Below are 26,266 nucleotides of genomic sequence, written 5' to 3' on the forward strand. Positions count from 1 at the left end.
AAAAAGGCCTCTGTCACAGGGGCCTTTTTGTTGGTGTGCAACCCGTCGCTGGTTATTTGCGCTCGGGCAGCATATTGGTCAGGGTGTTGTCCTTGAGCACATGGTGGTGGTAGATGGCTGCCGCCGCGTGCAGGGCAATCAGGGCATAGCCAATGTTGGCCAGCGTCTCGTGCAACTCCTTGATGGTGCCCTTCAGGCCGTCGTCGGGGGCGATGAGGGCGGGGAGCGCCAGGCCGAAGAAGGGGATGGGCTTGCCGCCCGCACTCAGCAGCAGCCAGCCCAGCAGCGGAGTGAGGATCAGGAAGCCATAGAGCGCCAGGTGGGCGAGCTTGGCCAGCGTGAGCATCAGGGGGGAGAGCTCGGGCACGATACGCGGTGAGGGGCTACCCACGCGCACCAGCAGGCGCACGACCACCAGCGCCAGGATCAGCAGACCCACCATGAAGTGAAACTCCTTCATCAGGTCGCGGCCGGCCGACCCTTTGGGGAAGATGTCCCTGAACTCCATCAGCGCATAGACGGCGATCATCAGCAGCAGGGTCAACCAGTGCAGCCCTATGCTCAGGCTGCCATAACGTTGTTCGGTATTTCTCAGCATCGTTGTCTCCTCGCCACTTAAGCGGCTTATCTCTTTTCATCCCGTCTCATATCGAGCCAAAGGACCCGCAGGTATCCCTCTTGAGGGTACTCGGCTTGCTTATGCCCGTGTTGATCTCGATAACATTTCTGCCTGTTTGCCGTCATGCTGACCTGTGCGGGAGCCCATGGAGTATCGGGAGATGGAAGGGGCAAAAAAAAAACCGAAGCACCAGGCTTCGGTTTTTGGCGGTCGCTGGCGTCAGGCCAGGGCGCATTATTTCTTGATGCGGATCACCGGGGTCTCGCCCACTGTCACGGCGCCAGTCATCTTCACCAGCTCTTTGATCTCGTCCATGTTGGAGATGACCACAGGTGTCAGGGTAGACTTGGCTTTGGCTTCCAGAACGGCCAGATCGAACTCGATGATGGTGTCACCGCGCTTGACCTGTTGACCTTCCTGAGCGATACGGGTGAAACCTTCACCCTTCAGCTCGACGGTGTCGATACCGAAGTGAACGAATAGCTCGATACCAGAGTCGGACTCCAGAGAGAACGCGTGGTTGGTCTCGAAGATTTTGCCGATGGTGCCGTCGCACGGAGCAACCATCTTGTTGCCGGCCGGTTTGATGGCGATGCCGTCGCCGACGATCTTCTCGGCGAAGACGACGTCAGGCACATCTTCGATGGGGACGATTTCGCCGGACAGCGGGGCAAAGATTTCGATGCCGCCAGTGTCAGAACTGTCGTCGGAAACCAGTTTCTTCAGTTTGTCGAACAGACCCATAGTAAAAGCTCCTAGAGATGATTGTCGCTGTTTGCAGCCGATCTTAGCAGACTGCCTTCTGCTTAATAAAGTTATCTACGCACGCTTCGATTTCGGCGGCGGTGGCAAAGCTCAGCGCCTGGTCGGCCATGGCCTTCACATCTTCGAAGTTGGTGTTGCGGATAAGCTTCTTGATACGCGGTACAGAGATGGCGCTCATGGAGAACTCATCCAGACCCATACCCAGCAGCAGCAGGGTGGCGCGTTCGTCACCAGCCAGTTCACCGCACATACCGGTCCACTTGCCATTGTCATGGGAAGCGTCGATCACCATCTTGATCAGGGTCAGGACGGAGGGTGACAGCGGGTTGTACATGGCGGAAATCATCTCGTTACCACGGTCGACAGCCAGGGTGTACTGGGTCAGGTCGTTGGTACCGATACTGAAGAAATCCACTTCCTTGGCCAGATGATGAGCCATCACGGCCGCGGCCGGGGTCTCGATCATGATACCCACTTCGATGGATTCATCAAAGGCTTTGCCTTCGGCACGCAGTTCGGCTTTCAGCGTCTCCACGGTAGCCTTCAGGCTGCGGAACTCTTCGACGGAGATGATCATCGGGAACATGATGCGCAGTTTGCCGAAGGCAGACGCACGCAGGATGGCCCGCAGCTGGGCGTGCATGATGTCGGTGCGATCGAAGAAGATACGCACGGCACGCCAGCCCAGGAAGGGATTCATCTCTTTCGGGAAATTCATGTAGGGCAGTTCTTTGTCGCCGCCGATGTCCATGGTACGGACAATGATCGGTTGATCCGGCATGGCTTCGGCCACTTCTTTGTAAGCCTTGAACTGCTCGTCTTCGGTCGGCAGCGCGTCACGGTCCATGAACAGGAACTCGGTACGGTACAGACCCACGCCTTCGGCGCCGTTGCGGATGGCACCTTCGGTGTCCTTGACGGTCCCGATGTTGGCGCACACTTCGACCTGGTGGCCATCCAGGGTGATGGCAGGCAGGTCTTTGAGCTTGGCCAGCTCGTCCTTCTCGGCCTGGAACTGGGCCTGGAACTTCTTGGCTTCGTTCAACTGGTCGGCGGTCGGGTTGATGATGACCTGGTTGTTGATCGCATCCAGCACCAGCATGTCACCGTTCTTGACGCGCTCGGTGATGTCGTTGGTGCCCACGACGGCCGGCAGCTCCAGGGAGCGGGCCATGATGGAGGTGTGGGAGGTACGGCCACCGATGTCGGTGACGAAGCCCAGCACGTATTTCAGGTTGATCTGAGCGGTTTCAGACGGGGTCAGGTCTTTGGCGACCAGGATGACCTCTTCGTCGATGGTGCTCAGGTTGACAACGGCGATACCCAGTACGTTCTTGACCAGACGGGTGCCGATGTCACGGAAGTCGGTGGCGCGCTCACGCAGATAGGGGTCATCCAGATCGGCCATCATCTTGGCGTACTGTTCGATCACCTCGTGAACGGCTCTGTCGGCAGAGGCCTTGTGTTCTTTGATGAAGGATCTGATATCCCCTTCCAGCTCTTCATCTTCGAGCAGCATGATGTGGCCTTCGAAGATGGCCTCTTTTTCTTCACCGAAGGTGCGACCGGCCATCTCTTTGATGGCTTCCAGCTGTGCGGCTGACTTGGTGCGGGCTTCGAGGAAGCGGTTGATCTCGGCATCAATCTGTTCGGCGGGAATCTTGCCCTGATTGATAACGATTTCATCTTCTTTCAGAAGAAGCGCCTTACCGAATGCGATACCGGGGGACGCAAGAATGCCAGATATCATAATCCTTCCTATTAAAACGACTGTGGGGGAGGAATAAAGCTGGATTACTCCAGCTCGTCCATCAGGGCAACCAGCTTCTCAACGGCTTTCTGAGCGTCCGGGCCGTCGGCCTGGATGGTCACGTTGGTGCCTTTGGTCAGACCCAGAGTCTGCAGCTTGAACAGGCTCTTGGCGCTGGCGGATTTGCCACCGGAGACCACAGTGATCTCGCTTTGGAATTCTTTGGCTTCTTTCACGAACTGAGCTGCAGGACGGGTGTGCAGGCCGTTTTCAGCAGTAATAACAACAGACTTCTCGTACATGGTTTCACCCCATATTATTGATATTGTTTGGAGAGATGGTCGCCAATGAGGCTTCCTGTCTCACCGTGTCAGTATGGATATGTTGTAAAGTAACGAAATCAGACCTGCAATGGTTTAATCCAGGTCAATTTTCTGTGCAGTATTCGGCGTCGTGGCCAGGTATTTTTTCGCTATCAGGCTGCAAGCCGCGTCAGGACTGGCCTGAAATTATTTTATAACGAAAAATAACACTTTGTTACCTTGTGATACCTTGCCAGCAAACACCTCGTGACGCCGCACAGGATATGAGATTTATCACAGAATGTCTGCTTTTTTTGTCATATCCAATTTTGTTATTTTACCCCAAAAAATAAGGGGCCGAGTGGCACTGGTGGCTAGAGAGTTTAGCGCATAATGAAAACGGCGCTCCGAGGAGCGCCGTCGTTTTGGTGTTGGCTGATCAACTACTGCTGCAATTCCTGCTCGCTGAACACACCGGCGAAGAGGGCGCTGGAGAGGTAACGCTCGGCGGCGCTCGGCAGGATGACGACAATCGTTTTCCCTTCGAACTCCGGCTGCTCGGCCAGACGGTTGGCAGCGACCACGGCAGCGCCGGAGCTGATACCGGCCAGGATCCCTTCCTCTTCCATCAGGCGGCGGGCCATCTCGATGGCTTCGTCACTGCTCACCTGCTCGACGCGGTCCAGCAGGCTCAAATCCAGGTTGCCCGGGATGAAGCCGGCGCCGATGCCCTGGATCTTGTGGGGACCGGGCTTTATCTCTTCACCCGCCAGTTTCTGGCTGATGACGGGGGATTCGCTGGGCTCGACCGCCACGGAGACGATGGCCTTGCCTTTGGTCTTCTTGATGTAGCGGGAGACCCCGGTGATGGTGCCGCCGGTGCCGACGCCCGCCACGAACACATCCACCTCGCCATCGGTGGCGTCCCAGATCTCGGGGCCAGTGGTCTGCTCGTGGATTTCCGGGTTGGCCGGGTTTTCAAACTGTTGCAGCAGCACGTACTTGCCCGGCTCGGATTCGAGGATCTCGTTGGCCTTGGCAATGGCGCCCTTCATGCCGAGGGGACCTTCGGTCAGCACCAGGTTGGCACCCAGGGCCTTGAGCAGCTTGCGGCGCTCCAGGCTCATGGTGGCCGGCATGGTCAGGGTGATGGGATAGCCGCGGGCCGCAGCCACGAATGCCAGGGCAATACCCGTGTTGCCGCTGGTGGGCTCGATGATCTCCTTGCCCTTGGTCAGCACGCCGCGTTTCTCGGCATCCCAGATGAGGTTGGCACCGATCCGGCACTTGACGCTGAAGCTCGGGTTGCGGCTCTCGATCTTGGCCAGCACGCGGCCCTTGGTAACACGGTTGAGACGAACAAGCGGGGTGTTGCCTATGGTCTGGCTGTTGTCCTCAAAAATTTTGCTCATGGTGCTATCCCTGTGTTTGTTAAGGCGATGAAACAAGATTACCCTGTGGTTTCTGAATGAGAAGTGACGAATCGTTATAACAATATGTTATTACAACATATAGAACTTATTCTCTCTTGCCGAGGGGGCTCCCGCTGCCTGGGCATCCAATGGAAGGGATCTCATGGGATTTGCAGGAAGCGACCGCTATCTCGCATCACAGGCACTGAAGATGGCCGTCGATGCCGCCATCGTGCTGGAGAAGCCGCTGCTCATCAAGGGTGAGCCCGGTACGGGCAAGACGGTGCTGGCGGAGGCGGTGGCCGAATCCCTGGGCGCCGAGCTCATCAGCTGGCACATCAAGTCCACCACCAAGGCCCAGCAGGGGCTCTACGAATATGATGCCGTCGCCCGGCTGCGAGACTCCCAGCTCGGCGACCCCAGGGTAGGGGAGATAGGCCACTACATCCGCCGGGGCAAGCTGTGGCAGGCCTTCAGCGCAGAGCAGCGGCCAGTGCTGCTCATCGATGAAATCGACAAGGCGGACATCGAGTTTCCCAACGATCTGCTGCTGGAGCTGGATCGGATGGAGTTCGATGTCTACGAGACCGGCGAGCGAGTCAAGGCCCGCCAGCGGCCGGTGGTCATCATCACCTCCAACAACGAAAAAGAGCTGCCGGATGCCTTCCTGCGCCGCTGCTTCTTCCACTACATTCGCTTCCCCGACAAGGCCGAGATGCAGGCCATCGTCAAGCTCCACTACCCAAACCTCAAGGAGAGCCTGCTCGGTGAGGCGATGGAGCTCTTCTTCGAGCTGCGCGAGGTAGAGGGGCTGCGCAAGAAGCCGTCCACCTCGGAGCTGCTGGACTGGATCCGGCTGCTTTTGGCCGACGATATCGCCCCCGAGGCGATGCGCACCCGCGAGCCGGGCAAACTGGTGCCTGCCCTCTACGGCGCCCTGCTCAAGACGGAGCAGGACTTGCATCTGTTTGAGAAGCTCGCTTTTCTGGCCAGACGCGGCAGCTGACCCATGCTGATCGACTTTTTTACCCATCTGCGCCGTCACAAGCTCCCCTGCAGCCTGCGCGAATTGCTCGACCTGCACGCGGCGCTGGCAGCCAGACTGGCCAGCCTCGACATGGACGAGTTCTACCTGCTATCCCGCTGCCTGCTGGTGAAAGACGAGGCGCACTACGATCGCTTCGATCGCGCCTTCGCCGAGTATTACGAAGGGTTGGCCGTCATCCCCCTGTTGCCGGAGAGCCTGCCTGACGACTGGCTGCGCAAGGAGTTCGAGCGACTGTTAAGCCCGGAGGAGAAGGCGTTGCTCCAATCTCTTGGCGGGCTGGACAAGCTGCTGGCGACCCTCAACCAGCGCTTGAACGAGCAGAAGGAGCGTCACGCCGGCGGCAACAAGTGGGTCGGCACCGGGGGCAGCAGCCCGTTCGGTCACGGCGGCTATCACCCGGAAGGGATCCGCATGGGGGGAGAGGGTCAGCACGGGCGGGCGACCAAGGTGTGGGAAGCGCGCCACTTTCGCAACTTCAGTGACGACTCGCCCCTGGGGCAGCGCGCCATCCAGCTCGCCCTGCGCAAGCTCAGACGCTGGGTGCGCCGGGGCAATCCCGACGAGCTGGATCTCGACGACACCATCCAAAGCTCGGCCAGGCAAGGCTGGCTCGATGTGAAGCTGCGGCCCGAGCGCCACAACGGGGTCAAACTGCTGGTCTTCTTCGACGTAGGGGGCTCCATGGATGCCCATGTGGCCGAGGTGCAGCGCCTCTTTTCGGCCCTGCGCCACGAGTTCAAGCACCTGGTGTTCTTCTATTTTCACAACTGCCTCTACGACTTCGTCTGGCAGGACAATGCCAGGCGCCTTGATGATCGGCTCGATACCTTGCGGCTGCTGCGCACCTACGGCAGCGACTACAGGGTGATGGTGGTGGGGGATGCGAAGATGGGCCCCTATGAAATCACCTGGCCAGGTGGCAGCGTAGAGTACTGGAACGAGGAGCCCGGCCAGGTGTGGCTCGGGCGCCTGCAACAACATTTCCCCAAGATGGTGTGGGTCAATCCGCTGCCAAGGCAGGAGTGGCTGTGGCATCCCTCCATCAAGTTGATGAACGAATTGATCGGCGGGCGGATGCACCCGCTGACCCTGGCGGGTCTGGCTGCGGCCATCGACCAGCTGTGACCCTCTGAACCCTAAAAAACAGACAAGCCGGGATTGCACCCGGCCAGGAGCAAAGATGACCTCTATCGTAATCAGTGGCTCAGGCCTCTATACCCCTCCCTTTGCCGTCAGCAATGAAGCGCTGGTGGAGGCCTTCAACCAGTACGTGGATCTCTACAACGAGGAGAACGCCTCCGCCATCGATGCTGGGCAGTTGCCTGCCAAACAGCACTCCAGCTGCGAGTTCATCGAGAAGGCCTCCGGCATCAAGAGCCGCTATCTGGTGAGCAGCGAGGGGGTGCTGGATCCCGACATCATGCAGCCTCTCATGGCGGAGCGCCCGGACGATCAGCCCTCCATCATGGTGGAGATGGCGGTGGCGGCCGCCGAGCAGGTGCTGATCGCCGCCGGTCGTGAACCGGGGGAGATCGATCTTGTCATCGTCGCCGCCTCCAACATGCCGCGCCCCTACCCGGCGCTGGCCATCGAATTGCAGCACTATCTCGGCGCCAGCGGCCTGGCATTCGACATGAACGTGGCCTGCTCTTCCGCCACCTTCGGGATCAAGACCGCCGCAGACATGCTGGCGGCAGGCACCGCCCGGCTGGCGCTGGTGGTCAATCCGGAGATCTGCTCGGGTCACCTCAACTTCCGCGATCGGGACAGTCACTTCATCTTCGGCGACGCCTGTACCGCCGTGCTGCTGGAGCGGGAGGCCGATTGCCAGGTGGCCAACCCCTGGCAACTGGTGGCCAGCAAGCTGGTGACCCAGTACTCCAACAACATCCGCAACAACTTCGGCTTCCTGAACCGGCTCAGCCCGCGCACCCGCTACGGCGACGACAAGCTGTTTCGCCAGCAGGGGCGCAAGGTGTTCAAGGAGGTGCTGCCCCTGGTGTGCGATCAGATAGCCTCCCAGCTGGCGGAGCAGGGATGGGCGGCCGATGGCTTGAGCCGGCTCTGGCTTCATCAGGCCAACCTCACCATGAACCAGTTCATCGGTCGCAAGTTGCTGGGCCATGACGCCAGCCAGCAGGAGGCGCCTGTCATCCTCGACCGCTACGGCAACACCAGCTCGGCGGGTTCCATCATCGCCTTCCACCTCTTCAACCAGGATCTGCCGAGCGGGGCTCGCGGGGTGCTCTGCTCCTTTGGGGCCGGTTACTCCATCGGCAGCCTGCTGTTGCAGCGGCGCTGAGCACCCTGTTTTGCCCATAAAAAAGCCACCCGGGAGGGTGGCTTTTTTCATGCTGCCCGAGAGGATTTTTTCAAGCGGGTTCGATAGCCAGTACCTGACATTGCGGCTCTTTTATCTGAAATCGCACGTTCACATCGAACAATCTGACACCGTACACCTTGTCATCCGGCTTGCCCTTCTTGTAAGCAGGGCGGGGATCCTGAGCCAGCACCTCCCTCACCAGTTCACGCAGCTCCGGGTGGGCCTTGAGCCAGGGGGCGAGTTGCTGCTCGGCCTGGGCGCTGAAGCTCACCGCCAGCGGCGGGGTGGGGGCATCGGGGGCGAAACCGCCACGGGCGTGGGGCAGGCTGTCGGCATAGGGGACATAGGGCTTGATGTCGACGACCGGGGTGCCGTCGAGCAAGTCCACCGCGCCCAGCTCGAGCCAGAGCTTGCCGCGCTCACGTCCCACCCCGTGCAGCTCGACCACGGAGAGGCCAAGGGGGTTGGGGCGGAAGGTGGAGCGGGTGGCAAAGACCCCAACCCGCTCGTTGCCGCCGAGGCGCGGCGGGCGCACCGTCGGGTGCCAGCCCTGATCCATGGTCTGGTGAAACACGAAACTGATCCAGAGATGGGAGAATTGCTCGATGCCGCGCAGCACATCGGGCTGATCATAGGGAGGAAGCAGTTCGAGGCGGGCGCGAGCCGCGCTGACCAGACCGGGCTGGCGGGGTATGGCGAACTTCTCCTTGTAGGGAGAGCGGATGATCCCTAGGGTATCGATATCGAACTTCATGGCGGATCCTGGCTGAAAACCCGGGCAATGTAGCACAGGCACGCCGAAAACGCAGGGGGAGCACCAGGACGCGGCCCCTGTGATCCCGATCCCAGACCCGGTGCCTGGGGGCTGTGTCCTGGTGCCAACTTGCGTAGGGTGGGGCGGCAAAAGGGGTGGCGGGCAAGGAGCCTGCTGCCCGCACCATGACGATATGCCTGGCGGCATCAGAGCGTGCCTGGGACGTGTGCTCACCATGCCAGGCCATGGCCGTTTCGGCTGCCCGTGGAGGGGCTGCAAGGAGAGGGCGCCATAGAGGAGAGACAGGGATGAAATTGTTGATTATCGGCGGCACCGGCTTTCTGGGTCGCCACCTGACCACGCTGGCCCTGGATTGGGGGCACGAGGTGACGCTGTTCAATCGCGGCCACCGCCAGCACCCGGATTGGCGGGAGCTGACCCAGCTTCACGGGGACAGAGACGGGGACCTGGCCCCCTTGCGGGGCGAGGGGCGGCACTGGGATCTGGTCATCGACACCTGCTGCTATCGCCCCGAACAGGCCGAAGGACTCTCTGACGCTCTGCTGGGGCGCTGTGATCGGCTCATCTTCATCTCCACCATCAGTGTCTATCGCGATTTTTCCCAACCCGGCATGGATGAGTCGGCCCCCTTGCACGAGATAGCAGGAGCGCCCACCGACTACGGCCCCCTCAAGGTGCTGTGCGAGTCGGTGTATCGCGCCCGCTGGGGAGATCGCCTGTGCACCCTGCGCCCCGGCGTGCTCTGCGGCCCCTTTGACCCGACCGCTCGTCTTGCCTGGTGGGTGAGGCGGGGGCAGCGGGGCGGGCCCTGGCTCTTGCCGGGGCTGGGGGAGGACAGGCTGCAATACCTGGATGTGCGCGACTGCGCCGAGTTCGTGCTGCGGGCTGCCGAGCAGCGACTCGCTGGGTGTTTCAACCTGATCAAGCCCGGCATCGCACTGAACGACTGGGTGGAGCGCCTCGCTGCCCGGCTGACGCCAGCGACCCCCTTGCAGCTCGAGTGGGCTCCCTGGCGTGACCTGATGGCGGCAGGGGTGGCGCCCTGGCAAAGCTATCCCACGCTGCTGCCAAACGAGCTGCCCGAGTATGCTGGGTATGGCACCATCAGCGCCGAGGCCGCCATCGTCCATGGGCTGAACTTTCGCCCCCTGGAGGAGACGGTTGACGATCTGGTGGCATGGCTTGCCAGCAACCCCCGGGGGCCGCTGCCGGGCATGACCCATGACGAGGAACAGGCCTTGCGACGGCGAGTGGAGGTTTCCTTGTCATCGAATGCGTACTAGCCGACATCATAAAGAAGAGGGCACCCCGGGGTGCCCTCTTCTCATGTGGGGTGTTCATCCATGACGGGCGCTCAGCGCAGCAATGCCCCCGCGTCGGCCAGCAGGGTCCTCAGCACACTGCGATGGCAGCGGGACTCCTGTTCGCAGTAGCACCCCACCGAGAAATGGGTGGTGTGGGAGAGGGCAGCCAGCAGGGCCAGATCGTGCTTCGCGGCCGGGGCGGCCATCTCGGCCTTGTACTGCTTGCAGAAGGCGGTCCACCGGGCCGGGGTGTCGGCAGTCTGACCGAGTTTCATGGTCTCGGCGCTGGGGGCCAGATTGGGGAACCAGACGTCGTACCAATCCTGGCTGGCGAACGCCGCTTTGGGCACGCCGCGAGGGGGGCGACGCACGGTGCCGATGCGAAGCCCCTCATCCTCGAGGCGGGGCTGCCGAGTCGCACGATGGCGATCGCCATGGCAGGACTTACTTCTCTTCGGCCACTTTCAGCGCCTGACCGTAGCAGATCACCTGCTTCAGGCAGCCGGGCACGTCGCTGAACTCGGCGCACTTGTCGAAGCTGACGCCGTTGCCCCCCATGTCCGCCACGCGGCGGCGGGCCAAGGTGCGGGCTTCACCGGCATTGGGCACCGCCTGGTTGGCATCGCTCTGGCAGGATTCCCCCTCGACGGTGCCGAGGTAGAGGTAGTTGAGGTCGGCGAGCTCGCTCTGCTCGTAGATCCGCACGCTCCCCGGCTTGAAGTACTCGTCGAAGTTTTCCTTGTCCAGATTGCTGTTGAAGGCGAAGTCGGCGCAACCGGAGGCAATCAGGGGCATCATCAGGATCAGGCGTTTCATATCGGCATCTTGTTGGGTGGCGAGTGGGCCATTATAGGGGGCACTCGCCGATGGCGACCAGCCCCATTTTTAGCCATATCAATGGATTGTAGCGAGACGACTCCCGGATCAGGCGGGAGCCAGTCGCCGGTGCAGGCTGCGGTAGTGATCATCTTCCAGCAGCTCCTGGTGGGGGGCACACAGACGGATGCGACCCTCTTCCATCAGGGCTACCCTGTCCATCCGTTCCAGCCCCAGCAGGCGGTGGGAGATGAGCAGCAGGGTGCGATCCGCCCCCAGGGTCAGCAGCAGATCCATGATCTCCCGTTCGGTCTGGGTATCGAGCCCTTCGGTGGGCTCGTCCAGCAGCCAGAGCGGTGCATCGTGGAGCAGGGCGCGGGCGATGCCGATGCGGCGGCGCTCCCCGCCGGAGAGCGGACGCCCGCCATCCCCGAGCCAGGCATCCAGCCCCTGTTCTGCCTGCTCACCCTCATCGCGCAGCAGAGTCCCGAGCCCCACCTGGGTGAGCACCTCGATGAGCCGTTCGTCGCTGGCTCCGGGGGCGGCCAGGGTGAGGTTGCCACGCAGGGTATCGGCAAACAGGTGGACCCGCTGGCTCACCACGGAGCAGGAGGCGCGCAGCGCCTCTTCGCTGTAATCGGTGAGGGGCTTGCCATCGAGCAGGATCTCCCCCGATAGGGCCGTCCACTCCCGGGTCAGCAACCCCATCAGGGTGGACTTGCCACAGCCGGTCTGCCCCAGCAGCGCCAGCTTCTCTCCGGCATGCAGTTGCAGGGTGCACCCTTGCAGCACGGGTGTATCCTGGCCTGGATAGGTGAAATGCAGGTCGCTTATCTGCACGGCACCCCGGGCAGCGGGGGCTTGCTGTGCGCCCCACTCCGGCGCCTTGGCCTCTTGCAGGATCTCGTTGAGACGGCGGGCGGAGGTGAGGCTGGTGGAGAGGTGCTGGAAGGCACCGGCCAGCGGCAGCAGCGCCTCGAAGCTCGCCAGGGTAGCGAACACCATGAGTGCCGTGATGGGGTCAGGGGCACTGCCACCGACGCCGTGACCGGCCAGCCAGAGCATCAGGGTCAGAGTCCAGCCGCTCAGCAACTGCACCGAGAAGGCGGCCAGGCCGCTGACGCGGGCCATGCGGGCCTGGGCCCGGATCAGGGCCTGCTCCGCCTGTTGCAATCCGGTGAGCGCCTCGGGAGCGGCGGCGAACATCTGCAGTTCGGCCTGGCCGTCCAGATAGTCCACCATGCGGGTACGCAGGTTGGACTTCTCGGCGATGAGCTGGCGGCCCGGCGCGCGCCCGGCAAAATAGAAGACCAGGGGCAAGGCCAGCATGCCAAAGAGCAGAATGGCTCCCAGCGTCAGCGCCAGGCGACCATCGAAGAAGGAGAGGAAGAAGACCAGCCCGGCGCAGCTCAGCAGCGCCGCCCCAATGGGGGTGATGAGGCGCAGATAGACGTGATCCATGGCGTCGATGTCGGCCACCAGACGGTTGAGCAGGTCAGCCTGGCGAAAACCGGCAAGGGAGCCGGGGGAGAGAGGGGAGAGCTTTTGCCAGAACCAGACCCGCAGCCGGGTCAGCACCCGGAAGGTGGCGTCGTGGCTCACGACCCGCTCGCCCCAGCGACTGGCGGTGCGCACGATGGAGAAGAACCGCACGCCCCCCGCAGGGGTCATGTAGTTGAAGGTGTCTCGGGTGGCGACCGCCAGCCCGGCGACGGCGGCGGCGGAGAGGAACCAGCCGGAGAGGGAGAGCAGGCCCATGCCGGCTACCAGGGTGACCAGGGCCAGCAGCAGGCCGATGGAGAGGCTGAGCCAGTGCTGGCGATAAAGGCGCAGGAACGGCAATAGATCAGTCATCGAGAGAGTCTCCGAAACCTTGGGATTGCGACAGGAGGCGGGCGAAGGGGCCCTGGGCCTCGCCGAGTGCGGCAAAACGTCCCTGCTCCACCAGCTTGCCGTGCGCCAGCACCAGGATGTTGTCCATCTGGCTGAGCTGATCGAGGCGGTGGGTGATCATCAGCAGGGTCTGACCTTGTGCGGCCTGTTCGAGGGCGCTCATGACGGCCCGCTCAGAATGGCGATCCAGGCTGGCAGTGGGTTCATCCAGCACCATCATCTGGGTCGTCTTGAGCAGGGTACGGGCAAGGGCGATGCGCTGGGCCTGGCCGACGGAGAGACCGCCCGCCTGATCCCCGACCCGATAGTCCAGCCCCTTCTCGTTGACGAACTCCCAGGCCTGGGCGCGCTTGAGCGCGGATTCCAGCTCGGCGTCGCTGGCGGATGGTCTGGCCAGCAGCAGGTTGTCCCGCAGGGCGCTGTGGAAGAGTTGGGGATTCTGGGAGAGCCAGCCTAGCTGCTGGCGCCACTGGCTGATGTCCAGGGTACGAAGCTCCACTCCGTTGACGCACAGGGAACCGCGATAGGGGGCAAAACCGAGCAGGGCATTGACCAGGGAGCTCTTGCCCGCGCCACTGATGCCGACCAGGGCGGTGCGCGTGCCGGCTTCCAGCGTGAAATCGAGGGGACCGACCAGCACCTTGCCCTCGGCGCTCAGCACTTCCAGGCTGCGGGCTTCTACCTTGACGGGGCCATCCGCATGGAAAGGGCGCGTCCCGGAGGCGGGTTCGCTCACGTCGGCCTCGAGAAATTCCAGCAGTTGTTCGGCGGCGCCAATGGCCTGTGCCTTGGCGTGATAGTGGGCACCGAGTTCCCGCAGCGGCGCGTAGAACTCGGGGGCGAGGAAGAGCACGAACAGGCCGGTAAAGAGGGTGACCTTGACGCCATAGCTGCCAAAGTTGAGGTGATCGATGTAGGAGAAACCGAAGTAGACGGCCACCAGGGCCACCGCGATGGCGGCGAAGAACTCCAGCACGGCCGTGCTCAGGAAGGCGAGGCGCAGCACCTCCATGGTGCGCTCGCGAAAATCTTCCGATGCATCGCGGATGGCCTCCCCTTCCGCCCGGGTACGCATGAAAAGCTGCAGGGTGCGCAGTCCCTTCAGGCGATCGAGGAAGTGGCCTGAGAGGCGCGCCAGCGACTGGAAGTTGCGGCGGTTGGCATCGGCGGCACCCACCCCCACCAGGATCATGAAGAGAGGAATGAGGGGGGCCGTGCCGAGCAGAATGAGGCCCGCCGCCCAGTTGACCGGGAACACGGAGACCAGGATCACCAGGGGAATAAAGACGGCGATGGCCATCTGGGGCAGATAGCGGGAGAAGAAGTCCTGCATCTCTTCGATCTGCTCGAGCAGCAGGCTGGCCCAGCTACCGGCGGGACGACGCTGGATATAAGCAGGGCCGAGCCTGGCGAGGCGGGTGAGCACCAGCTCGCGGATGGCCTGGCGCACCGCACTGCCCGCCTTGAAACTCGCCACCTCGCGGCCATAGGCCAGGGCCGCCTTGGTCAGGGTCACCAGCAACAGACTGATGAAGAGGGGGGCGGAGTGCTCCGGCGTGGAGCCTTCGATGATGAAACCGTGAAGCAGGCTCGCCAGCAACCAGGCCTGCATCACCATCAGGACGCCCTGACCCAGCCCGAAGGCGATGGAGATGCCGATCCAGCGCCGACCATGGCCCGATTGTTTGCGCAACCAGCCATAGAGATGTTTCTGTCTGTTCTTGTCCATTACCACCCTCCTCAAACGAGTGGCGCAAGACTATCGTCGCCCCCACGGCTTGGCAACCTTGCAGAACCGGGCGGAGGAACATCATTGTGTGAAAAACCAGCTTCATGCTCATTAGTTGGCCGAACAGCTTGATTTATGGCAAAAAATGCGAGGTCGGTGATTGCGCTCGGCGGCAAAATGCATATAGTAGAGGCCACTGACGCGGGTGTAGTTCAATGGTAGAACGGTAGCTTCCCAAGCTGCATACGTGGGTTCGATTCCCATCACCCGCTCCACATTCCAGATAATGGCACGCGCCGTTGTCCATATCAGCCAGATGGCTGTCTGTCGTGGGGATTCCCCATCACACCAAGCAAGTTTTGATGCCTAGCGGGCATCGTATAATGGCTATTACCTCAGCCTTCCAAGCTGATGATGCGGGTTCGATTCCCGCTGCCCGCTCCAGTCTTCACACAAAAAGCCCACTCCTGCGAGTGGGCTTTTTGTTGTCTGTTTTTTGATGCCGGCGAGAGTGCCAGAGCGGCCAAGCTGAAAGGCGCAGACATGGAAAAGGCGCCACAGGGCGCCTTTTCAACTCGGGAGTGGGAAGGATTACTCCTGCTCCAGCTCGCCGCAGAAGCGATAGCCTTCGCCATGGATGGTGGCGATGATCTCGGGGGTGTCGCCCACGCTCTCGAAGTGCTTGCGAATACGGCGGATGGTCACGTCCACGGTGCGGTCGTGGGGCTTGAGTTCGCGGCCCGTCATCTTCTTGAGCAGCTCGGCACGGGTCTGGATCTGGCCGGGGTTCTCGCAGAAATGCAGCATGGCGCGGAACTCGGAGCGGGGCAGCTTGAACATGTCGCCAGCCGGGCTGACCAGGGCGCGGCTGTTGATGTCCAGGGCCCAGCCATTGAACAGATAACGTTCCACCAGCTTCTTCTCTTCGCCACCGGCGGCCACGTTCATGGTGCGGCTCAGCAGGTTGCGGGCACGGATGGTCAGTTCACGGGGATTGAACGGCTTGGTGATGTAGTCATCTGCGCCGATCTCCAGCCCCAGGATCTTGTCCACTTCGTTGTCGCGACCGGTCAGGAACATCAGGGCGATGTTGTCATCTTCACGCAACTCGCGCGCCAGCAGCAGGCCGTTCTTGCCCGGCAGGTTGATGTCCATGATCACCAGGTTGATGGTGTGGCTGGTCAGGGCCTGGTGCATCTCGTCACCGTTGTTGGCTTCCAGCACGATGTAGCCTTCGGCTTCAAAGATGCTCTTGAGGGTGTTGCGGGTGACCAGCTCGTCTTCGACGATCAGAATATGTGGTGTTTGCATGAGTATTCCCAGATTCTTATCAGTTAATTATCGAAATTTTAACACTCTTTGGCGTTATCCGACCGGTCCTGAAAATTTATTACGTCATCCTGGGTATGAATATCAGGTCGAATCATCGCGAATTTGGTAACTATGTCGGCAAGCATCCCTGTGCCGTACATGGGCTCTCAACAAGTCTGAACAAGAGAAGCCCGGAGAGGTAGTCCATTACAAAAGTTGCTGCATTTTATCAGTTAACAGGCGCATAACAACACTCTTTGCCGTCAGATAGCAACTTTTTAACTCAGCTTTGATATAAGTCAATCCCCGAGTTCGCAGCATCATACTTGGGCTGACCCGCTTTTTCGCCCTTAATAAATGTAATGGGATGTAACATGTGGTTGACATGACTTTGTGGGAAAACTACAGAAAAGTGTGCTTCATCGCCCCCTTTGCGCCTCCCAGCTGCCCAGCCTATGCCATTGTCACGGCCTGGAACCCGGCCAGCCGGTGGATGGGGCTGCGCCGCAATTCCCGTCGCCAGCGAGCCCTTGTCCGGCAAGTGGGCGACTGTCCCGTCATGGGAGAGGTCTGGGGGAGCGATGAGGATGAGCGCTGGCAGGAGGCGTCGTTGTTGTTGCCGCTTTCGCTGCCAGAAGCGATCCGGCTGGCCGCCCGATTTGGCCAGAATGCCCTCTATTGGGTGCGTGAAGGAGAGCTCTGGCTGGTGCCCGTGTTGCTGGAAGGGCCGCCCTGTCATCTGGGGGCGCTTGCGTCCCGCTGGCGGTTCAGGCCTTCAGGCTGACATGGCCCCCGCCATCCGGACAGGGCACCCGGCCGGTGGATTGTCAGCGCCCCGACATGATGAAAGAATGAGCGGACACATTTCACTCCATGGAAGGATGATGATCATGCTGGACCTGCTGCCCGACCTTTGCGATGAACATGGCGATGCCCTTAGGATCGCTGACCCCCTGTTTCAGGACTATGGCGGCAAGGCGCTGTTTTACGGCGAGGCCGTGACCCTCTCTTGCTTTGAAGACAACAGCCTGGTGCGTGAGCTGGTCAATCGTCCCGGCCATGGCAAGGTGATGGTGATCGACGGGGGCGGCTCCCTGCGTCGGGCGCTGCTCGGGGATCAGCTGGCCATCAAGGCGGTGGAGCAGGGGTGGGAGGGGATCCTCATCAACGGGGCCGTGCGGGATGTGGGGACGCTGGCGACCCTGGCGCTGGGGGTCAAGGCCCTGGCCCCCTGTCCGGTCAAGACAGAGAAACGGGGTCTGGGCACGCTGGATGCCGTGGTCTCTTTTGCCGGTGTGACCATAGCGCCCGGCGACTATGTCTACGCCGACCTCAACGGTGTGCTGGTGAGCGGCGCCAGGCTCCTCTGAACCTCAGAAGTTGAAGCCCACTCCCAGAGTGAGAAAGTGTTCCGTGCTGAAGGCACTGAGTCCGTAATTGGCGGTGATGGCCAGGGAGGGGGTCACCAGCAGGCTGCTGTTGAGCTCAACCAGGGTGCTGGCCTTGCTCACCTCCAGTTGCTTGAGCTGGCTGCCGATGTTGAGTGACGGGGAGAGGCGATAGCGCACCCCAGAGCTGATATTGAACCCGGCCTGCCCGCTTTGGGGGCCGATGGCGGGGCCGGCCTCCATGTAGAGGCTGATGTCATCCTGAAGCGGGTATTGATAGCCGGTATTGATGAGCCAGAGGTCGAAGTTGTCGCCCAGGTGGCTCTGGTTGCCGAGCAATACGCCGGAATAGCTTTTGACGTAGAGCGGGTTGTCCGATTCGGTCTGGAGAAAACTCCAGTCGGCGGCCTGAGCCGAAAAGACGAGGCTGGATGCCATTGCGATGACGAGAGACTTGACCATTCGTTTCCCCTCCCTGGGTCCGAACAGGACTACAAGCATGGCACATGCCAGCGGGGAGTAAAGGGAACCCCGATCACAATAAAAGAGTTTTGATTGACGCTGCAGTCATGGTACACAGGCCCCTCACTCCGTGTCGTTACGACACGCTCCATCACGAGGTGAACTGATGAACAACAAACTGATCCTGCTGGCCGCTCTGGCCCTGGGAGGCTGCGCCATGACTACGGGTTCTACGCTTGCACAATTGCAGGCATCGACCTGGCAACTGCAAGGGGCGAGCGGTGATACCTTCACCCTGCAGGTCGCCGGTGACAAGGTGGCGGGCAAGGGCGGCTGCAACCGCTACTTTGGGGGCATCACAGAGCAGGATGACGGCGTGTTGACGCTGGGCGCCATGGGTTCGACGCGCATGATGTGTGCGGGGGATCTGGCCGGCAAGGAGATGAACTACCTGCAGACCCTGGAGAAGGTGGCGAGCTTCCAGATCAGCGGCAAACAGCTGGTGCTAAAGGATGCCGACAAGGCCACCTTGCTGACCTTTGACGCCGTGAAATAAGCCGGGATCTCGTCAAAGGCTGTCGCAGGCGACCCCTGCGCCAGCGTGCAGGAGAATGTGAAAAGGGACGCCATGGCGTCCCTTTTTGTGCCTGATGCCGGGTCATCCCCCTCGCTGGAAGCGAAACCGCTTCTTGCGCCGGTAGGGATAGACATCCTCGAACATCCCCTCCTTGATGTTGCTCTGCAGCATCTTCCAGTAGTTGGCGTCGAAGAGCTCCTTGTGCAACTGCATCATGATCTCCCGCACCTGGGGTTTTTGCAGCAGGAAGGTGGCGAACTCCTCCGGGAAGATGTCGTTGGGTGCCACCGAATACCAGGGTTCGGCGCTCCACTCGTCCTCCGGGTAGCGGGGCGGCGGGATCTGGCGGAAGTTGCACTCCGTCATGTAGCAGATCTCGTCGTAGTCGTAGAAGACCACCCTGCCGTGGCGAGTCACCCCGAAGTTCTTGAACAGCATGTCGCCGGGGAATATGTTGGCCGCCGCGAGCTGGCGGATGGCGTTGCCGTACTCCTCCAGGGCGAGGCGGGTCTGCTGTTCGTCCGCCTGATCCAGATAGAGGTTCAGGGGGATCATCTTGCGCTCGGTGTAGAGGTGTTTGATCACCAGCTTGTCGGCGGTGAGGGTAAGCGCAGAGGGCGCCACCGCCTTGAGCTCGGTCAACAGCTCCGGCGAGATGCGATCGAGGGGAAACTCGAAGTTGGTGAACTCCTGGGTATCTGCCATGCGGCCCACTCTATCGTGCTGTTTTACCAGCCGGTATTTCTCCTTCACCTGCTCGTGGCTCACCTCCTTGGGCGGGGTGAACTCGTCTTTTATCACCTTGAACACCACATCGTAGGAGGGGAGGGTGAACACGCTCATCACCATCCCCTTGATGCCGGGCGCGATGACGAACTGTTCCCGGCTCTGGGCCAGGTGCTGCTGGTAGTGGCGATAGAGCTCGGTCTTGCCGTGCTTCTGGCAGCCGATGGCGTTGTAGATTTCATAGTCCGGCTTGCGGGGCATGATCTGGCGAAGGAAGGCCACAAAGAGCGCCGGTACCGGGGCATAGACCATGAAGTAGGCGCGGGCGAAGCCGAACACGATGGAGGCCAGCTCCGGCTCGAAGATGACGGTGTCCACATAGATGCTCTGACCGGTGCTGAGCAAGGGCAGGATGAAGGGGTAGACTTCTCCCTTCACCCGGATGAGCCCCACCAGGTAGGCTCCCTTGTTGCGATAGAACACCTCCCTGAGCAGCTCGATGGCGAAGTGCTCCTCGTGCAGGATGGCCGGGCCGCTCTCTGCCAGATGGCGGTGGATGTCCATGATGTCCCGCTGCTTGTCTTCGAAAGGGAGGGTGAAGCTGTAATCCCCGAGCAGCTGGCTCAGGGTCTGGGGCAGGTGGGAGAGATCGGTGCGATAGATACGCAGCAAGGATCCCAGATCAGGCTTGTCACCCCGGCTCACGAAGGGGTGGATATAAAGGTTCTCGTCGCGGATGTTGCGATGGCGGAAGATGCGGCGATAGACGGAATTGAAGAAGGACTCCGCCACCTCGAAGTTCTCGCAGCGGGGCAGGAGATCGCTGAAGGCGCCTTTCACCTGCTTGAGCAGGGCCTGGGTCGGCAGCTGCTCCCCCATCATCTGTTTGATCTGCGCCGTGGTGGCGCCGACATGGTGATCATAGAGGCGGATGCGCTCTCGACCGGCGAGCTGCACCCCCAGCCAGTCGCTATTCTCGAAACGGCTCTTGCTGCCCTGGGTTATCTCGAGAAAGCGGCTGTAAAACGACTCAAAACGTTGCAGGATCGTCTCGGCGACCGCCTGCTCCAATGGCTGCTGCATCTCTCTCTTCCTTGTGAACTGTCGGGCCCATGGCGTCAGTGCCCTGAGGCGGCGGACTCGCGTCCAAGGCCACTATGGCAACATCCAAACATCTGTTCAAGTGGCAATATTTCGGGATAAACGGTAGATTGCGCCCCTGTTTTGCCGACGGTTCGCCGCAGTTCGCGGCGTCGGCCCCATCCTGGAGAGAACCCGATGAAACTCTATTTTGTGCTGGTGTCGCCCGCCCGTGCCGCCAACGTGGGGGCTGCTGCCCGCGCCATGAAGACCATGGGCTTCGACGCCATGCGACTGGTGGGGAGCCGGGTGCACGAAGAGGAGGAGGCGAGCTGGGTTGCCCACGGGGCGCAGGAGATCCTGACGGATGCGCAAGCCTTCGACACCCTGGAAGAGGCCCTGGCGGACATGGATCTGGTGGTCGCCACCACCGCCCGGCAGCGCGGCCGCTACCAGCACTACCTCACCCCGGCGGACATTCGCGACCAGATCCGGGCCAAGCCCTCCCTCGAGAAGGTGGCCATCGTGTTTGGCTGCGAGGAGTCCGGACTCTCCAACGAACAGCTCGCCCAGGTGGATCTCATCAGCTACCTGCCTCTCAAGGTCTCATACCCGTCCCTGAACCTGGGTCAGGCGATCATGTTGTATGCCTATGAGCTGAGTCCGCTGCTCGATGACCAGAAAGTGAGCGACGAGCAGGACGTAGCAGAAAATTTCGAGAGTGCCGGGCAGGTTCGCGTGCTGAAATCAAAAACAGCAGAATTGCTTGGTGAACTCGGAGTTTCGCAGGATGAAAAACTGCATCAATGGGTGATGGACCGAGTGCCCATGCTGCCGCAGCGGGATCTCAATATGCTCCATCTGCTCTGCAAAGACCTTGCCCGCAAGTTTGGCAAGGAGGTTTAGGTTGACAGCCCCTCGCCGGGCGCGGTATTGCTAACAACCAGATTCGTTCAAGAGTGTTCGTCATGCAGCTATTCACCAACATCATCACCACCACCATTATTACCGGTACCACCACAGGTGGCACTGGGGCCGGTTGATGCGCTGACGAACAAGCACAGAAATCAGAAAAAGGCCCGTACCCACCCAGTACGGGCCTTTTTTGTTGGATTGTTTTTAGACCAATTAGCAGATCAATTTGCAGGGAATACAGGGAGATAGCGATGAGAGTGTTGAAATTTGGCGGGTCGTCACTGGCCGACGCAGAGCGTTTCTTGCGGGTTGCCGATATCGCGGTGAATACCCATGGCCAATCCCAGGTGGCCCTGGTGCTGTCGGCACCGGCCAAGGTGACCAATCACCTGGTCGCCCTGGTGGAGCAGACCAGTCGCGGCATGGATGCAAGCAGTACCCTGTTCGAGATCAACGGTATCTTCTCCCGTCTGCTGGCCGGCTTGAAGGCCGCCTATCCCGCGCTGGATGACAAGGCGCTGCAGACTCGTCTCACCGCCGAGCTGGATCAGGTCGAGCGGCTGATGCAGGGCATTCGTCTGCTGGGGCTGTGCCCGGACAACGTCCAGGCCCGCATCCTGAGCCGTGGCGAGAACCTCTCCATCGCCTTCATGCACGAGCTCTTGCGGGTGCGCGGCATCGAGCTGGATCTCATCGTGCCCGAGCAGTTGCTGGTCACCGATGGCGGCTACCTCGAAGCCCATGTGGACATCGAAGCCTCCCGGGTGCGCTTCGCCGCCAAGGGCCTGCGCTCTGACTGTCTCTACCTGATGCCGGGCTTCACCGGTGGCAGCGACAAGGGCGAGACCGTGCTGCTGGGCCGCAACGGCTCCGACTATTCCGCCGCCGTCTTGGCCGCCTGCGTCGATGCCGAGTGCTGCGAGATCTGGACCGACGTGGAGGGCTGCTACAACTGCGACCCGCGCCTGGTACCGGATGCCTACCTGCTCAAAACCCTCTCCTATAAAGAGGCGATGGAGCTCTCCTACTTCGGTGCCAAGGTGCTGCACCCGAAGACCATCGCCCCCGTGGCCCAGTTCCACATTCCCTGCCTCATCAAGAACAGCTTCAACCCCCAGGGGCCGGGTACCCTCATCGGGGTCGATCAGGGGGATGACGATCTGAAGGTGAAGGCCATCTCGGATCTCTCCGGCATGTGCATGTTCAACGTCTCCGGTCCCGGCATGAAGGGCATGGTGGGCATGGCGGGTCGCATCTTCTCCGCCGTCTCCCGCGCCGGGGTCAGCATCGTGCTGATCACCCAGTCGTCCTCCGAGTACAGCGTCAGCTTCTGTATCCACAGCTACGACAGCGACAAGACCCGCAAGGTGCTGGAGCGCGAGTTCGAGCTGGAGTTCAAGAACCAGTTGCTGGACCCGCTCGAGATCATGACCGATCTGGCCATCATCTCCCTCATCGGTGACGGCATGCGTACCTCCAAGGGGATGGCGGCGCGCTTCTTCACCTCCCTGGCCCAGGCCTCCATCAACATCGTCGCCATCGCGCAAGGGTCGAGCGAGCGTTCCATCTCCGCGGTCGTGCGCTCCGGCAAGGTGGCGGAAGCCATCAAGGCGTGCCATCAGAACTTCTTTGGCAGCCAGCAGTTCATCGATCTCTTCGTGGTCGGGGTGGGCGGCGTCGGTGCGGCCCTGGTGGATCAGATTGCCCGCCAGCAGCCGGTACTGGCCGAGCAGGGCACCGGCCTGCGAGTAGTAGGTATCGCCAACAGCCGTCAGATGGCGGTCAACAAGGATGGTCTGGCCCTCGCCAACTGGCGTGAACAGCTGGTGGAAGCACAAGGCAGTTTCAGCCTGGAGGCGGTGAAGAAGCTGGTGGAAGAGAGCCACCTCATCAACCCGGTGATCGTCGACTGCACCTCGAGCGAAGCCGTGGCCGTCCAGTACGCCGATTTCCTGGGGGCCGGTTTCCACGTGGTCACCCCGAACAAGAAGGCCAACACCGGGTCGCTCGATTACTACAAGGCGCTGCGTCGCACCGCCCGCCAGACCCGTCGCAAGTTCCTGTACGAGACCAACGTGGGCGCGGGCCTGCCGGTCATCGAGAACCTGCAAAACCTCATCAAGGCCGGTGACAAGCTGCGCGCCTTCGACGGCATCCTGTCCGGGTCGCTCTCCTTCATCTTCGGCAAGCTGGACGAGGGGATGGCCTTCTCTGAGGCGACCCAGATCGCCCGCGGCAACGGCTTCACCGAGCCGGATCCCCGCGATGACCTGAACGGCATGGACGTGGCTCGCAAGCTCCTGATCCTGGCCCGCGAGGCCGGCATGGCGCTGGAGCTCTCCGATGTGGAGGTGGAGCAGGCACTGCCGCCGGGCTTTGACGTGAGCGGCGACGTGGAAGCCTTCATGGCCCGCCTGCCCGAGGCCGACGGCTGGTTCCGCGACCAGTTCGCGGCGGCCCAGCGTGAAGGCAAGGTGCTGCGTTACGTCGGCTCCATCGAGGGTGGCAAGTGCAAGGTGGCCATCAAGGCAGTGGGTGGCGACGAGCCCCTGTTCAAGGTAAAAGACGGGGAGAACGCGCTCGCCTTCTTCTCCACCTATTACCAGCCCATCCCCCTGGTACTGCGCGGCTATGGCGCAGGGACCGAAGTGACCGCCGCCGGTGTCTTCGCCGACGTGCTGCGCACCCAGAACTGGAAGCAGGAGCTGTAACATGAGTTCAGAGATGAACCCGAATGTAGAAATCGGCGGCAGCGTGGTGGCCTATGCCCCGGCCTCGAGCGCCAACCTGAGCGTGGGTTTTGACGTCCTGGGGGCGGCGCTCGCCCCCGTGGATGGCTCCCTGCTGGGTGACCGCGTCCAGGTCAAATCGGCAGAGGTGCCTTTCGCTCTCTCTTCCGTGGGCCGTTACGCCCACAAGTTGCCGGACGACCCGAAAAAGAACATCCTCCACGACTGCTGGGTCGCCTATGGCGAGGCGCTGGAGAAGCGCGGCCTTGGTCTCAAGCCGCTGGAAATGGTGCTGGAGAAGAACCTGCCGGTGGGCTCGGGCCTGGGATCGAGTGCCTGCAGCGTGGTGGCGGCGCTGGAAGGGCTCAACGCCTTCCACGGCGCGCCCCTGAATGAACACGACCTGCTGCTGTTGATGGGGGAGATGGAAGGGAAGATCTCCGGCTCCGTCCATTACGACAACGTGGCGCCCTGTTATCTGGGCGGCATGCAGCTGGTGCTGGAGGAGGGGGGCGTCATCAGCCAGGGCATCCCGGTGTTTGACGAGTGGTACTGGGTGGTCTGCTACCCGGGCACCGTGGTCTCCACCGCCGCCGCCCGTGCCATCCTGCCGGCCCAGTATCGCCGCCAGGACTGCCTCACCTATGGCCGCCGGCTGGCCGCCTTCGTGCATGCCAGCTACAGCCGCCAGGAAGGGCTGGCCGCCAGCGTCCTGAAAGACGTGATCGCCGAGCCTTATCGCGCGGCCCTGATTGAAGGCTTCAACGAGGTGCGGGCCCAGGGGGCCCAGAACGGGGCGCTCGCCACCGGCATCTCGGGGTCCGGTCCCACCGTGTTCGTGGTGATGAAGGATCTGGCCCAGGCCGAACGCATGAAAGAGTGGATGGAAGCGCACTTCGTGCGCAATGAAGATGGATTTGCCCGGGTCTGCAAACTGGACATGGCCGGGGCACGGGTAACAGGAAGCGAGCTATGAATCTTTACAACATCAAGGACAAGAGTGAACAGGTGAGCTTCGCGCAGGCGGTGCGTCAGGGTCTGGGCCGCGAGCAGGGGCTGTTCTTCCCAGAGACCCTGGAGCCGCTGGCCGACGTGGATGCCCTGCTGGATCTGCCGCTGGCCGAGCGCTCGGCCCGCATCCTGAGCCACCTGCTGGGTGACGAAGTACCGGCTGCCAAGGTGAGCGAGCTTATCGACGCTGCTTTCACCTTCCCGGCGCCCCTGGTGAAGCTCAAAGATGGCACCTATGCCCTCGAGCTGTTCCACGGCCCGACCCTGGCGTTCAAGGATTTCGGCGGCCGCTTTATGGCCCAGTGTCTGGCTGCGTTCAGAACCAATGACAAGATCACCATTCTCACCGCCACCTCCGGCGACACCGGCGCCGCCGTGGCCCACGCCTTCTACGGCCTGGAGGGGATTGAAGTGGTGATCCTCTACCCTAAGGGCAAGATAAGCCCCTTGCAGGAGGCGCTCTTCTGCACCTTAGGCGGCAATATCCGCACCCTCGCCATCGACGGTGACTTCGATGCCTGTCAGGCGCTGGTCAAGGATGCCTTCGACGATGAAGGGCTCAAGACCGCCATCGGCCTCAACTCCGCCAACTCCATCAACATCAGCCGCCTGCTGGCCCAGGTCTGCTACTACTTCGAAGCCGTGGCCCAGTTGCCGAAAGCCCAACGGGCCAAGGCGGTCATCAGCGTGCCGTCCGGCAACTTTGGCAACCTCACCGCGGGGCTCATCGCCAAGGCGCTGGGGCTGCCGGTGAAGCGCTTTATCGCCGCCACCAACGCCAACGACACCGTGCCGCGCTACCTGAAAACCGGCCAGTGGGAGCCGCACCAGACGGTCGCGACCCTGTCGAACGCCATGGACGTAAGCCGCCCCAACAACTGGCCGCGGGTGGAAGAGCTGTGCCGTCGCAAGGGCTGGGCGCTGGAAACCTTGGGCTCAGGGATGCGTGATGATGCCCAGACCCGCGATGCGCTCAAACGCCTGCATCAGCTGGATTACCTGTGCGAGCCCCACGGGGCGATTGCCTGGGATCTGCTGAACGAGCAGCTTGGGCAAGACGAGGTCGGTGTGTTCCTCTGCACCGCCCATCCGGCCAAGTTCAAGGAGTCGGTAGACGAGATCCTGAATCTGGATGTGCCGCTGCCGGGCCCGCTCGCCAAGCACGCCGCGCTGCCGCTGCTCTCTGTTAATTTGCCAGCGGAGTTTGCCCGGTTAAGAGCCTTTCTGCTGGCTTGATATGCCGCGCCGAGGTAACCGATAAAAATAAAAATCCCCCAGTAGCGGGGGATTTTTATTTTCTGAAATGGGTAAAGTCAATCAAGCCCGATGGT

The 26,266-nt window shown here is 61.6% G+C and carries 23 protein-coding genes, 2 tRNA genes, 1 pseudogene and 1 other annotated feature; of the genes and pseudogenes, 13 read left to right on the forward strand and 13 right to left on the reverse strand.

Annotated features, from left to right (window positions below; translation table 11 throughout):
* Positions 1 to 52 precede the first annotated feature (52 nt).
* The 5 genes from AB5Y59_RS18520 to cysK all read right to left on the reverse strand — a co-directional run bounded on the left by AB5Y59_RS18520 (position 53) and on the right by cysK (position 4,848).
* Complete coding sequence (locus AB5Y59_RS18520) at positions 53 to 598, reverse strand: cytochrome b (RefSeq protein WP_042015896.1); 546 nt, start codon at positions 596 to 598, stop codon at positions 53 to 55.
* Positions 599 to 853: 255 nt separating this feature from the next.
* Complete coding sequence (gene crr, locus AB5Y59_RS18525; protein ID WP_010673569.1) at positions 854 to 1,363, reverse strand: PTS glucose transporter subunit IIA; 510 nt, start codon at positions 1,361 to 1,363, stop codon at positions 854 to 856.
* 43 nt (positions 1,364 to 1,406) lie between these two features.
* Positions 1,407 to 3,134, reverse strand: a complete 1,728-nt coding sequence (gene ptsI, locus AB5Y59_RS18530) for a phosphoenolpyruvate-protein phosphotransferase PtsI (protein ID WP_041213301.1) — start codon at positions 3,132 to 3,134, stop codon at positions 1,407 to 1,409.
* A 44-nt stretch (positions 3,135 to 3,178) separates the two neighbouring features.
* Positions 3,179 to 3,436: an HPr family phosphocarrier protein gene (locus AB5Y59_RS18535; protein WP_005303128.1), complete on the reverse strand. Its 258-nt coding sequence runs from the start codon at positions 3,434 to 3,436 to the stop codon at positions 3,179 to 3,181.
* Positions 3,437 to 3,879: 443 nt separating this feature from the next.
* Positions 3,880 to 4,848 carry a cysteine synthase A gene (gene cysK / locus AB5Y59_RS18540; RefSeq protein WP_010673571.1) on the reverse strand — a complete coding sequence of 323 codons (969 nt, stop codon included), beginning with the start codon at positions 4,846 to 4,848 and terminating at the stop codon, positions 3,880 to 3,882.
* Between the two features lie 163 nt (positions 4,849 to 5,011).
* Between cysK and AB5Y59_RS18545 the strand changes: the two genes are divergently transcribed.
* The 3 genes from AB5Y59_RS18545 to AB5Y59_RS18555 are packed head-to-tail and all read left to right on the forward strand — an operon-like array spanning position 5,012 to position 8,198.
* On the forward strand, positions 5,012 to 5,854 hold the full coding sequence (locus AB5Y59_RS18545) for a MoxR family ATPase (RefSeq protein ID WP_049636619.1): 843 nt from the start codon (positions 5,012 to 5,014) through the stop codon (positions 5,852 to 5,854).
* A gap of 3 nt (positions 5,855 to 5,857) precedes the next feature.
* Positions 5,858 to 7,021: a VWA domain-containing protein gene (locus tag AB5Y59_RS18550; protein WP_261999979.1), complete on the forward strand. Its 1,164-nt coding sequence runs from the start codon at positions 5,858 to 5,860 to the stop codon at positions 7,019 to 7,021.
* Positions 7,022 to 7,076: 55 nt separating this feature from the next.
* Entirely contained in the window at positions 7,077 to 8,198 is a 1,122-nt protein-coding gene (locus AB5Y59_RS18555; RefSeq protein ID WP_368212497.1) for a beta-ketoacyl-ACP synthase III, read from the forward strand.
* 70 nt (positions 8,199 to 8,268) lie between these two features.
* Here the strand turns inward: AB5Y59_RS18555 and tsaA are convergent, their stop codons facing one another.
* Positions 8,269 to 8,973, reverse strand: coding sequence for a tRNA (N6-threonylcarbamoyladenosine(37)-N6)-methyltransferase TrmO (tsaA, locus tag AB5Y59_RS18560; RefSeq protein WP_041214760.1), 705 nt, complete (start codon positions 8,971 to 8,973; stop codon positions 8,269 to 8,271).
* A gap of 308 nt (positions 8,974 to 9,281) precedes the next feature.
* Here tsaA and AB5Y59_RS18565 point away from each other — a divergent pair, with 308 nt between their 5' ends.
* Positions 9,282 to 10,277, forward strand: a complete 996-nt coding sequence (locus tag AB5Y59_RS18565; RefSeq protein ID WP_368212498.1) for an NAD-dependent epimerase/dehydratase family protein — start codon at positions 9,282 to 9,284, stop codon at positions 10,275 to 10,277.
* A gap of 71 nt (positions 10,278 to 10,348) precedes the next feature.
* On the opposite strand, the pseudogene AB5Y59_RS18570 reads toward AB5Y59_RS18565, so the two are convergent.
* The 4 genes and pseudogenes from AB5Y59_RS18570 to cydD form a co-directional block, all read right to left on the reverse strand.
* Positions 10,349 to 10,734: pseudogene (locus AB5Y59_RS18570) on the reverse strand (DUF488 domain-containing protein).
* 8 nt (positions 10,735 to 10,742) lie between these two features.
* On the reverse strand, positions 10,743 to 11,114 hold the full coding sequence (gene rcsF, locus AB5Y59_RS18575; protein ID WP_010673578.1) for an Rcs stress response system protein RcsF: 372 nt from the start codon (positions 11,112 to 11,114) through the stop codon (positions 10,743 to 10,745).
* A gap of 108 nt (positions 11,115 to 11,222) precedes the next feature.
* On the reverse strand, positions 11,223 to 12,968 hold the full coding sequence (gene cydC / locus AB5Y59_RS18580) for a cysteine/glutathione ABC transporter ATP-binding protein/permease CydC (protein ID WP_368212499.1): 1,746 nt from the start codon (positions 12,966 to 12,968) through the stop codon (positions 11,223 to 11,225).
* Complete coding sequence (cydD, locus tag AB5Y59_RS18585; protein ID WP_368212500.1) at positions 12,961 to 14,736, reverse strand: cysteine/glutathione ABC transporter permease/ATP-binding protein CydD; 1,776 nt, start codon at positions 14,734 to 14,736, stop codon at positions 12,961 to 12,963. The genes cydC and cydD overlap by 8 nt, the downstream gene beginning before the upstream one ends.
* A gap of 201 nt (positions 14,737 to 14,937) precedes the next feature.
* On the opposite strand from cydD, the gene AB5Y59_RS18590 reads away from it, so the two are divergent.
* Together AB5Y59_RS18590 and AB5Y59_RS18595 are read left to right on the forward strand one after the other, a co-directional pair.
* Positions 14,938 to 15,011, forward strand: a tRNA-Gly gene (locus tag AB5Y59_RS18590).
* Between the two features lie 94 nt (positions 15,012 to 15,105).
* Positions 15,106 to 15,180 (forward strand) — tRNA-Gly (locus AB5Y59_RS18595).
* Positions 15,181 to 15,327: 147 nt separating this feature from the next.
* Here the strand turns inward: AB5Y59_RS18595 and arcA are convergent.
* Positions 15,328 to 16,047 (reverse strand): two-component system response regulator ArcA, encoded by a 720-nt coding sequence (gene arcA / locus AB5Y59_RS18600; protein ID WP_010673581.1) that lies wholly within the window; start codon positions 16,045 to 16,047, stop codon positions 15,328 to 15,330.
* Between the two features lie 385 nt (positions 16,048 to 16,432).
* Here arcA and AB5Y59_RS18605 point away from each other — a divergent pair, with 385 nt between their 5' ends.
* Together AB5Y59_RS18605 and AB5Y59_RS18610 are read left to right on the forward strand one after the other, a co-directional pair.
* Positions 16,433 to 16,831, forward strand: coding sequence for a DUF3293 domain-containing protein (locus AB5Y59_RS18605; protein ID WP_368212501.1), 399 nt, complete (start codon positions 16,433 to 16,435; stop codon positions 16,829 to 16,831).
* A 106-nt stretch (positions 16,832 to 16,937) separates the two neighbouring features.
* Positions 16,938 to 17,417: a putative 4-hydroxy-4-methyl-2-oxoglutarate aldolase gene (locus tag AB5Y59_RS18610; RefSeq protein ID WP_198497378.1), complete on the forward strand. Its 480-nt coding sequence runs from the start codon at positions 16,938 to 16,940 to the stop codon at positions 17,415 to 17,417.
* 3 nt (positions 17,418 to 17,420) lie between these two features.
* On the opposite strand, the gene AB5Y59_RS18615 is transcribed toward AB5Y59_RS18610, so the two are convergent.
* The gene (locus AB5Y59_RS18615) at positions 17,421 to 17,897 is read right to left on the reverse strand and encodes a hypothetical protein (protein WP_039039355.1); all 477 of its coding nucleotides are present in this window, start codon (positions 17,895 to 17,897) and stop codon (positions 17,421 to 17,423) included.
* 166 nt (positions 17,898 to 18,063) lie between these two features.
* Here AB5Y59_RS18615 and AB5Y59_RS18620 point away from each other — a divergent pair, with 166 nt between their 5' ends.
* Positions 18,064 to 18,453: an META domain-containing protein gene (locus AB5Y59_RS18620; protein ID WP_010673585.1), complete on the forward strand. Its 390-nt coding sequence runs from the start codon at positions 18,064 to 18,066 to the stop codon at positions 18,451 to 18,453.
* A 102-nt stretch (positions 18,454 to 18,555) separates the two neighbouring features.
* On the opposite strand, the gene aceK is transcribed toward AB5Y59_RS18620, so the two are convergent.
* Positions 18,556 to 20,283 carry a bifunctional isocitrate dehydrogenase kinase/phosphatase gene (gene aceK, locus AB5Y59_RS18625; RefSeq protein WP_368212502.1) on the reverse strand — a complete coding sequence of 576 codons (1,728 nt, stop codon included), beginning with the start codon at positions 20,281 to 20,283 and terminating at the stop codon, positions 18,556 to 18,558.
* 195 nt (positions 20,284 to 20,478) lie between these two features.
* Between aceK and AB5Y59_RS18630 the strand changes: the two genes are divergently transcribed.
* The 4 genes from AB5Y59_RS18630 to thrC all read left to right on the forward strand — a co-directional run bounded on the left by AB5Y59_RS18630 (position 20,479) and on the right by thrC (position 26,171).
* Positions 20,479 to 21,186 carry a tRNA/rRNA methyltransferase gene (locus tag AB5Y59_RS18630; RefSeq protein WP_039039357.1) on the forward strand — a complete coding sequence of 236 codons (708 nt, stop codon included), beginning with the start codon at positions 20,479 to 20,481 and terminating at the stop codon, positions 21,184 to 21,186.
* 72 nt (positions 21,187 to 21,258) lie between these two features.
* Positions 21,259 to 21,389 (forward strand) — a sequence feature (Thr leader region).
* Positions 21,390 to 21,446: 57 nt separating this feature from the next.
* Positions 21,447 to 23,906, forward strand: coding sequence for a bifunctional aspartate kinase/homoserine dehydrogenase I (gene thrA, locus AB5Y59_RS18635; RefSeq protein WP_049636629.1), 2,460 nt, complete (start codon positions 21,447 to 21,449; stop codon positions 23,904 to 23,906).
* 1 nt (position 23,907) lies between these two features.
* Positions 23,908 to 24,900, forward strand: coding sequence for a homoserine kinase (gene thrB, locus AB5Y59_RS18640; RefSeq protein ID WP_029314022.1), 993 nt, complete (start codon positions 23,908 to 23,910; stop codon positions 24,898 to 24,900).
* Positions 24,897 to 26,171, forward strand: coding sequence for a threonine synthase (thrC, locus tag AB5Y59_RS18645; protein ID WP_368212503.1), 1,275 nt, complete (start codon positions 24,897 to 24,899; stop codon positions 26,169 to 26,171). Before thrB ends, thrC begins: the two co-directional genes overlap by 4 nt.
* The last annotated feature ends 95 nt before the right edge of the window (positions 26,172 to 26,266 follow it).

This window comes from Aeromonas sp. s10 (genome assembly GCF_040907975.1).
In the GTDB taxonomy this organism is placed as follows: Bacteria; Pseudomonadota; Gammaproteobacteria; order Enterobacterales; family Aeromonadaceae; genus Aeromonas; species Aeromonas caviae.

Coding starts and splice junctions, on each gene's coding strand:
- AB5Y59_RS18520 (WP_042015896.1), bottom strand. CDS start 598: ATGCTGAGAAATACCGAACAACGTTATGGCAGCCTGAGCATAGGGCTG.
- crr (WP_010673569.1), bottom strand. CDS start 1,363: ATGGGTCTGTTCGACAAACTGAAGAAACTGGTTTCCGACGACAGTTCT.
- ptsI (WP_041213301.1), bottom strand. CDS start 3,134: ATGATATCTGGCATTCTTGCGTCCCCCGGTATCGCATTCGGTAAGGCG.
- AB5Y59_RS18535 (WP_005303128.1), bottom strand. CDS start 3,436: ATGTACGAGAAGTCTGTTGTTATTACTGCTGAAAACGGCCTGCACACC.
- cysK (WP_010673571.1), bottom strand. CDS start 4,848: ATGAGCAAAATTTTTGAGGACAACAGCCAGACCATAGGCAACACCCCG.
- AB5Y59_RS18545 (WP_049636619.1), top strand. CDS start 5,012: ATGGGATTTGCAGGAAGCGACCGCTATCTCGCATCACAGGCACTGAAG.
- AB5Y59_RS18550 (WP_261999979.1), top strand. CDS start 5,858: ATGCTGATCGACTTTTTTACCCATCTGCGCCGTCACAAGCTCCCCTGC.
- AB5Y59_RS18555 (WP_368212497.1), top strand. CDS start 7,077: ATGACCTCTATCGTAATCAGTGGCTCAGGCCTCTATACCCCTCCCTTT.
- tsaA (WP_041214760.1), bottom strand. CDS start 8,973: ATGAAGTTCGATATCGATACCCTAGGGATCATCCGCTCTCCCTACAAG.
- AB5Y59_RS18565 (WP_368212498.1), top strand. CDS start 9,282: ATGAAATTGTTGATTATCGGCGGCACCGGCTTTCTGGGTCGCCACCTG.
- rcsF (WP_010673578.1), bottom strand. CDS start 11,114: ATGAAACGCCTGATCCTGATGATGCCCCTGATTGCCTCCGGTTGCGCC.
- cydC (WP_368212499.1), bottom strand. CDS start 12,968: ATGACTGATCTATTGCCGTTCCTGCGCCTTTATCGCCAGCACTGGCTC.
- cydD (WP_368212500.1), bottom strand. CDS start 14,736: ATGGACAAGAACAGACAGAAACATCTCTATGGCTGGTTGCGCAAACAA.
- arcA (WP_010673581.1), bottom strand. CDS start 16,047: ATGCAAACACCACATATTCTGATCGTCGAAGACGAGCTGGTCACCCGC.
- AB5Y59_RS18605 (WP_368212501.1), top strand. CDS start 16,433: ATGACTTTGTGGGAAAACTACAGAAAAGTGTGCTTCATCGCCCCCTTT.
- AB5Y59_RS18610 (WP_198497378.1), top strand. CDS start 16,938: ATGCTGGACCTGCTGCCCGACCTTTGCGATGAACATGGCGATGCCCTT.
- AB5Y59_RS18615 (WP_039039355.1), bottom strand. CDS start 17,897: ATGGTCAAGTCTCTCGTCATCGCAATGGCATCCAGCCTCGTCTTTTCG.
- AB5Y59_RS18620 (WP_010673585.1), top strand. CDS start 18,064: ATGAACAACAAACTGATCCTGCTGGCCGCTCTGGCCCTGGGAGGCTGC.
- aceK (WP_368212502.1), bottom strand. CDS start 20,283: ATGCAGCAGCCATTGGAGCAGGCGGTCGCCGAGACGATCCTGCAACGT.
- AB5Y59_RS18630 (WP_039039357.1), top strand. CDS start 20,479: ATGAAACTCTATTTTGTGCTGGTGTCGCCCGCCCGTGCCGCCAACGTG.
- thrA (WP_049636629.1), top strand. CDS start 21,447: ATGAGAGTGTTGAAATTTGGCGGGTCGTCACTGGCCGACGCAGAGCGT.
- thrB (WP_029314022.1), top strand. CDS start 23,908: ATGAGTTCAGAGATGAACCCGAATGTAGAAATCGGCGGCAGCGTGGTG.
- thrC (WP_368212503.1), top strand. CDS start 24,897: ATGAATCTTTACAACATCAAGGACAAGAGTGAACAGGTGAGCTTCGCG.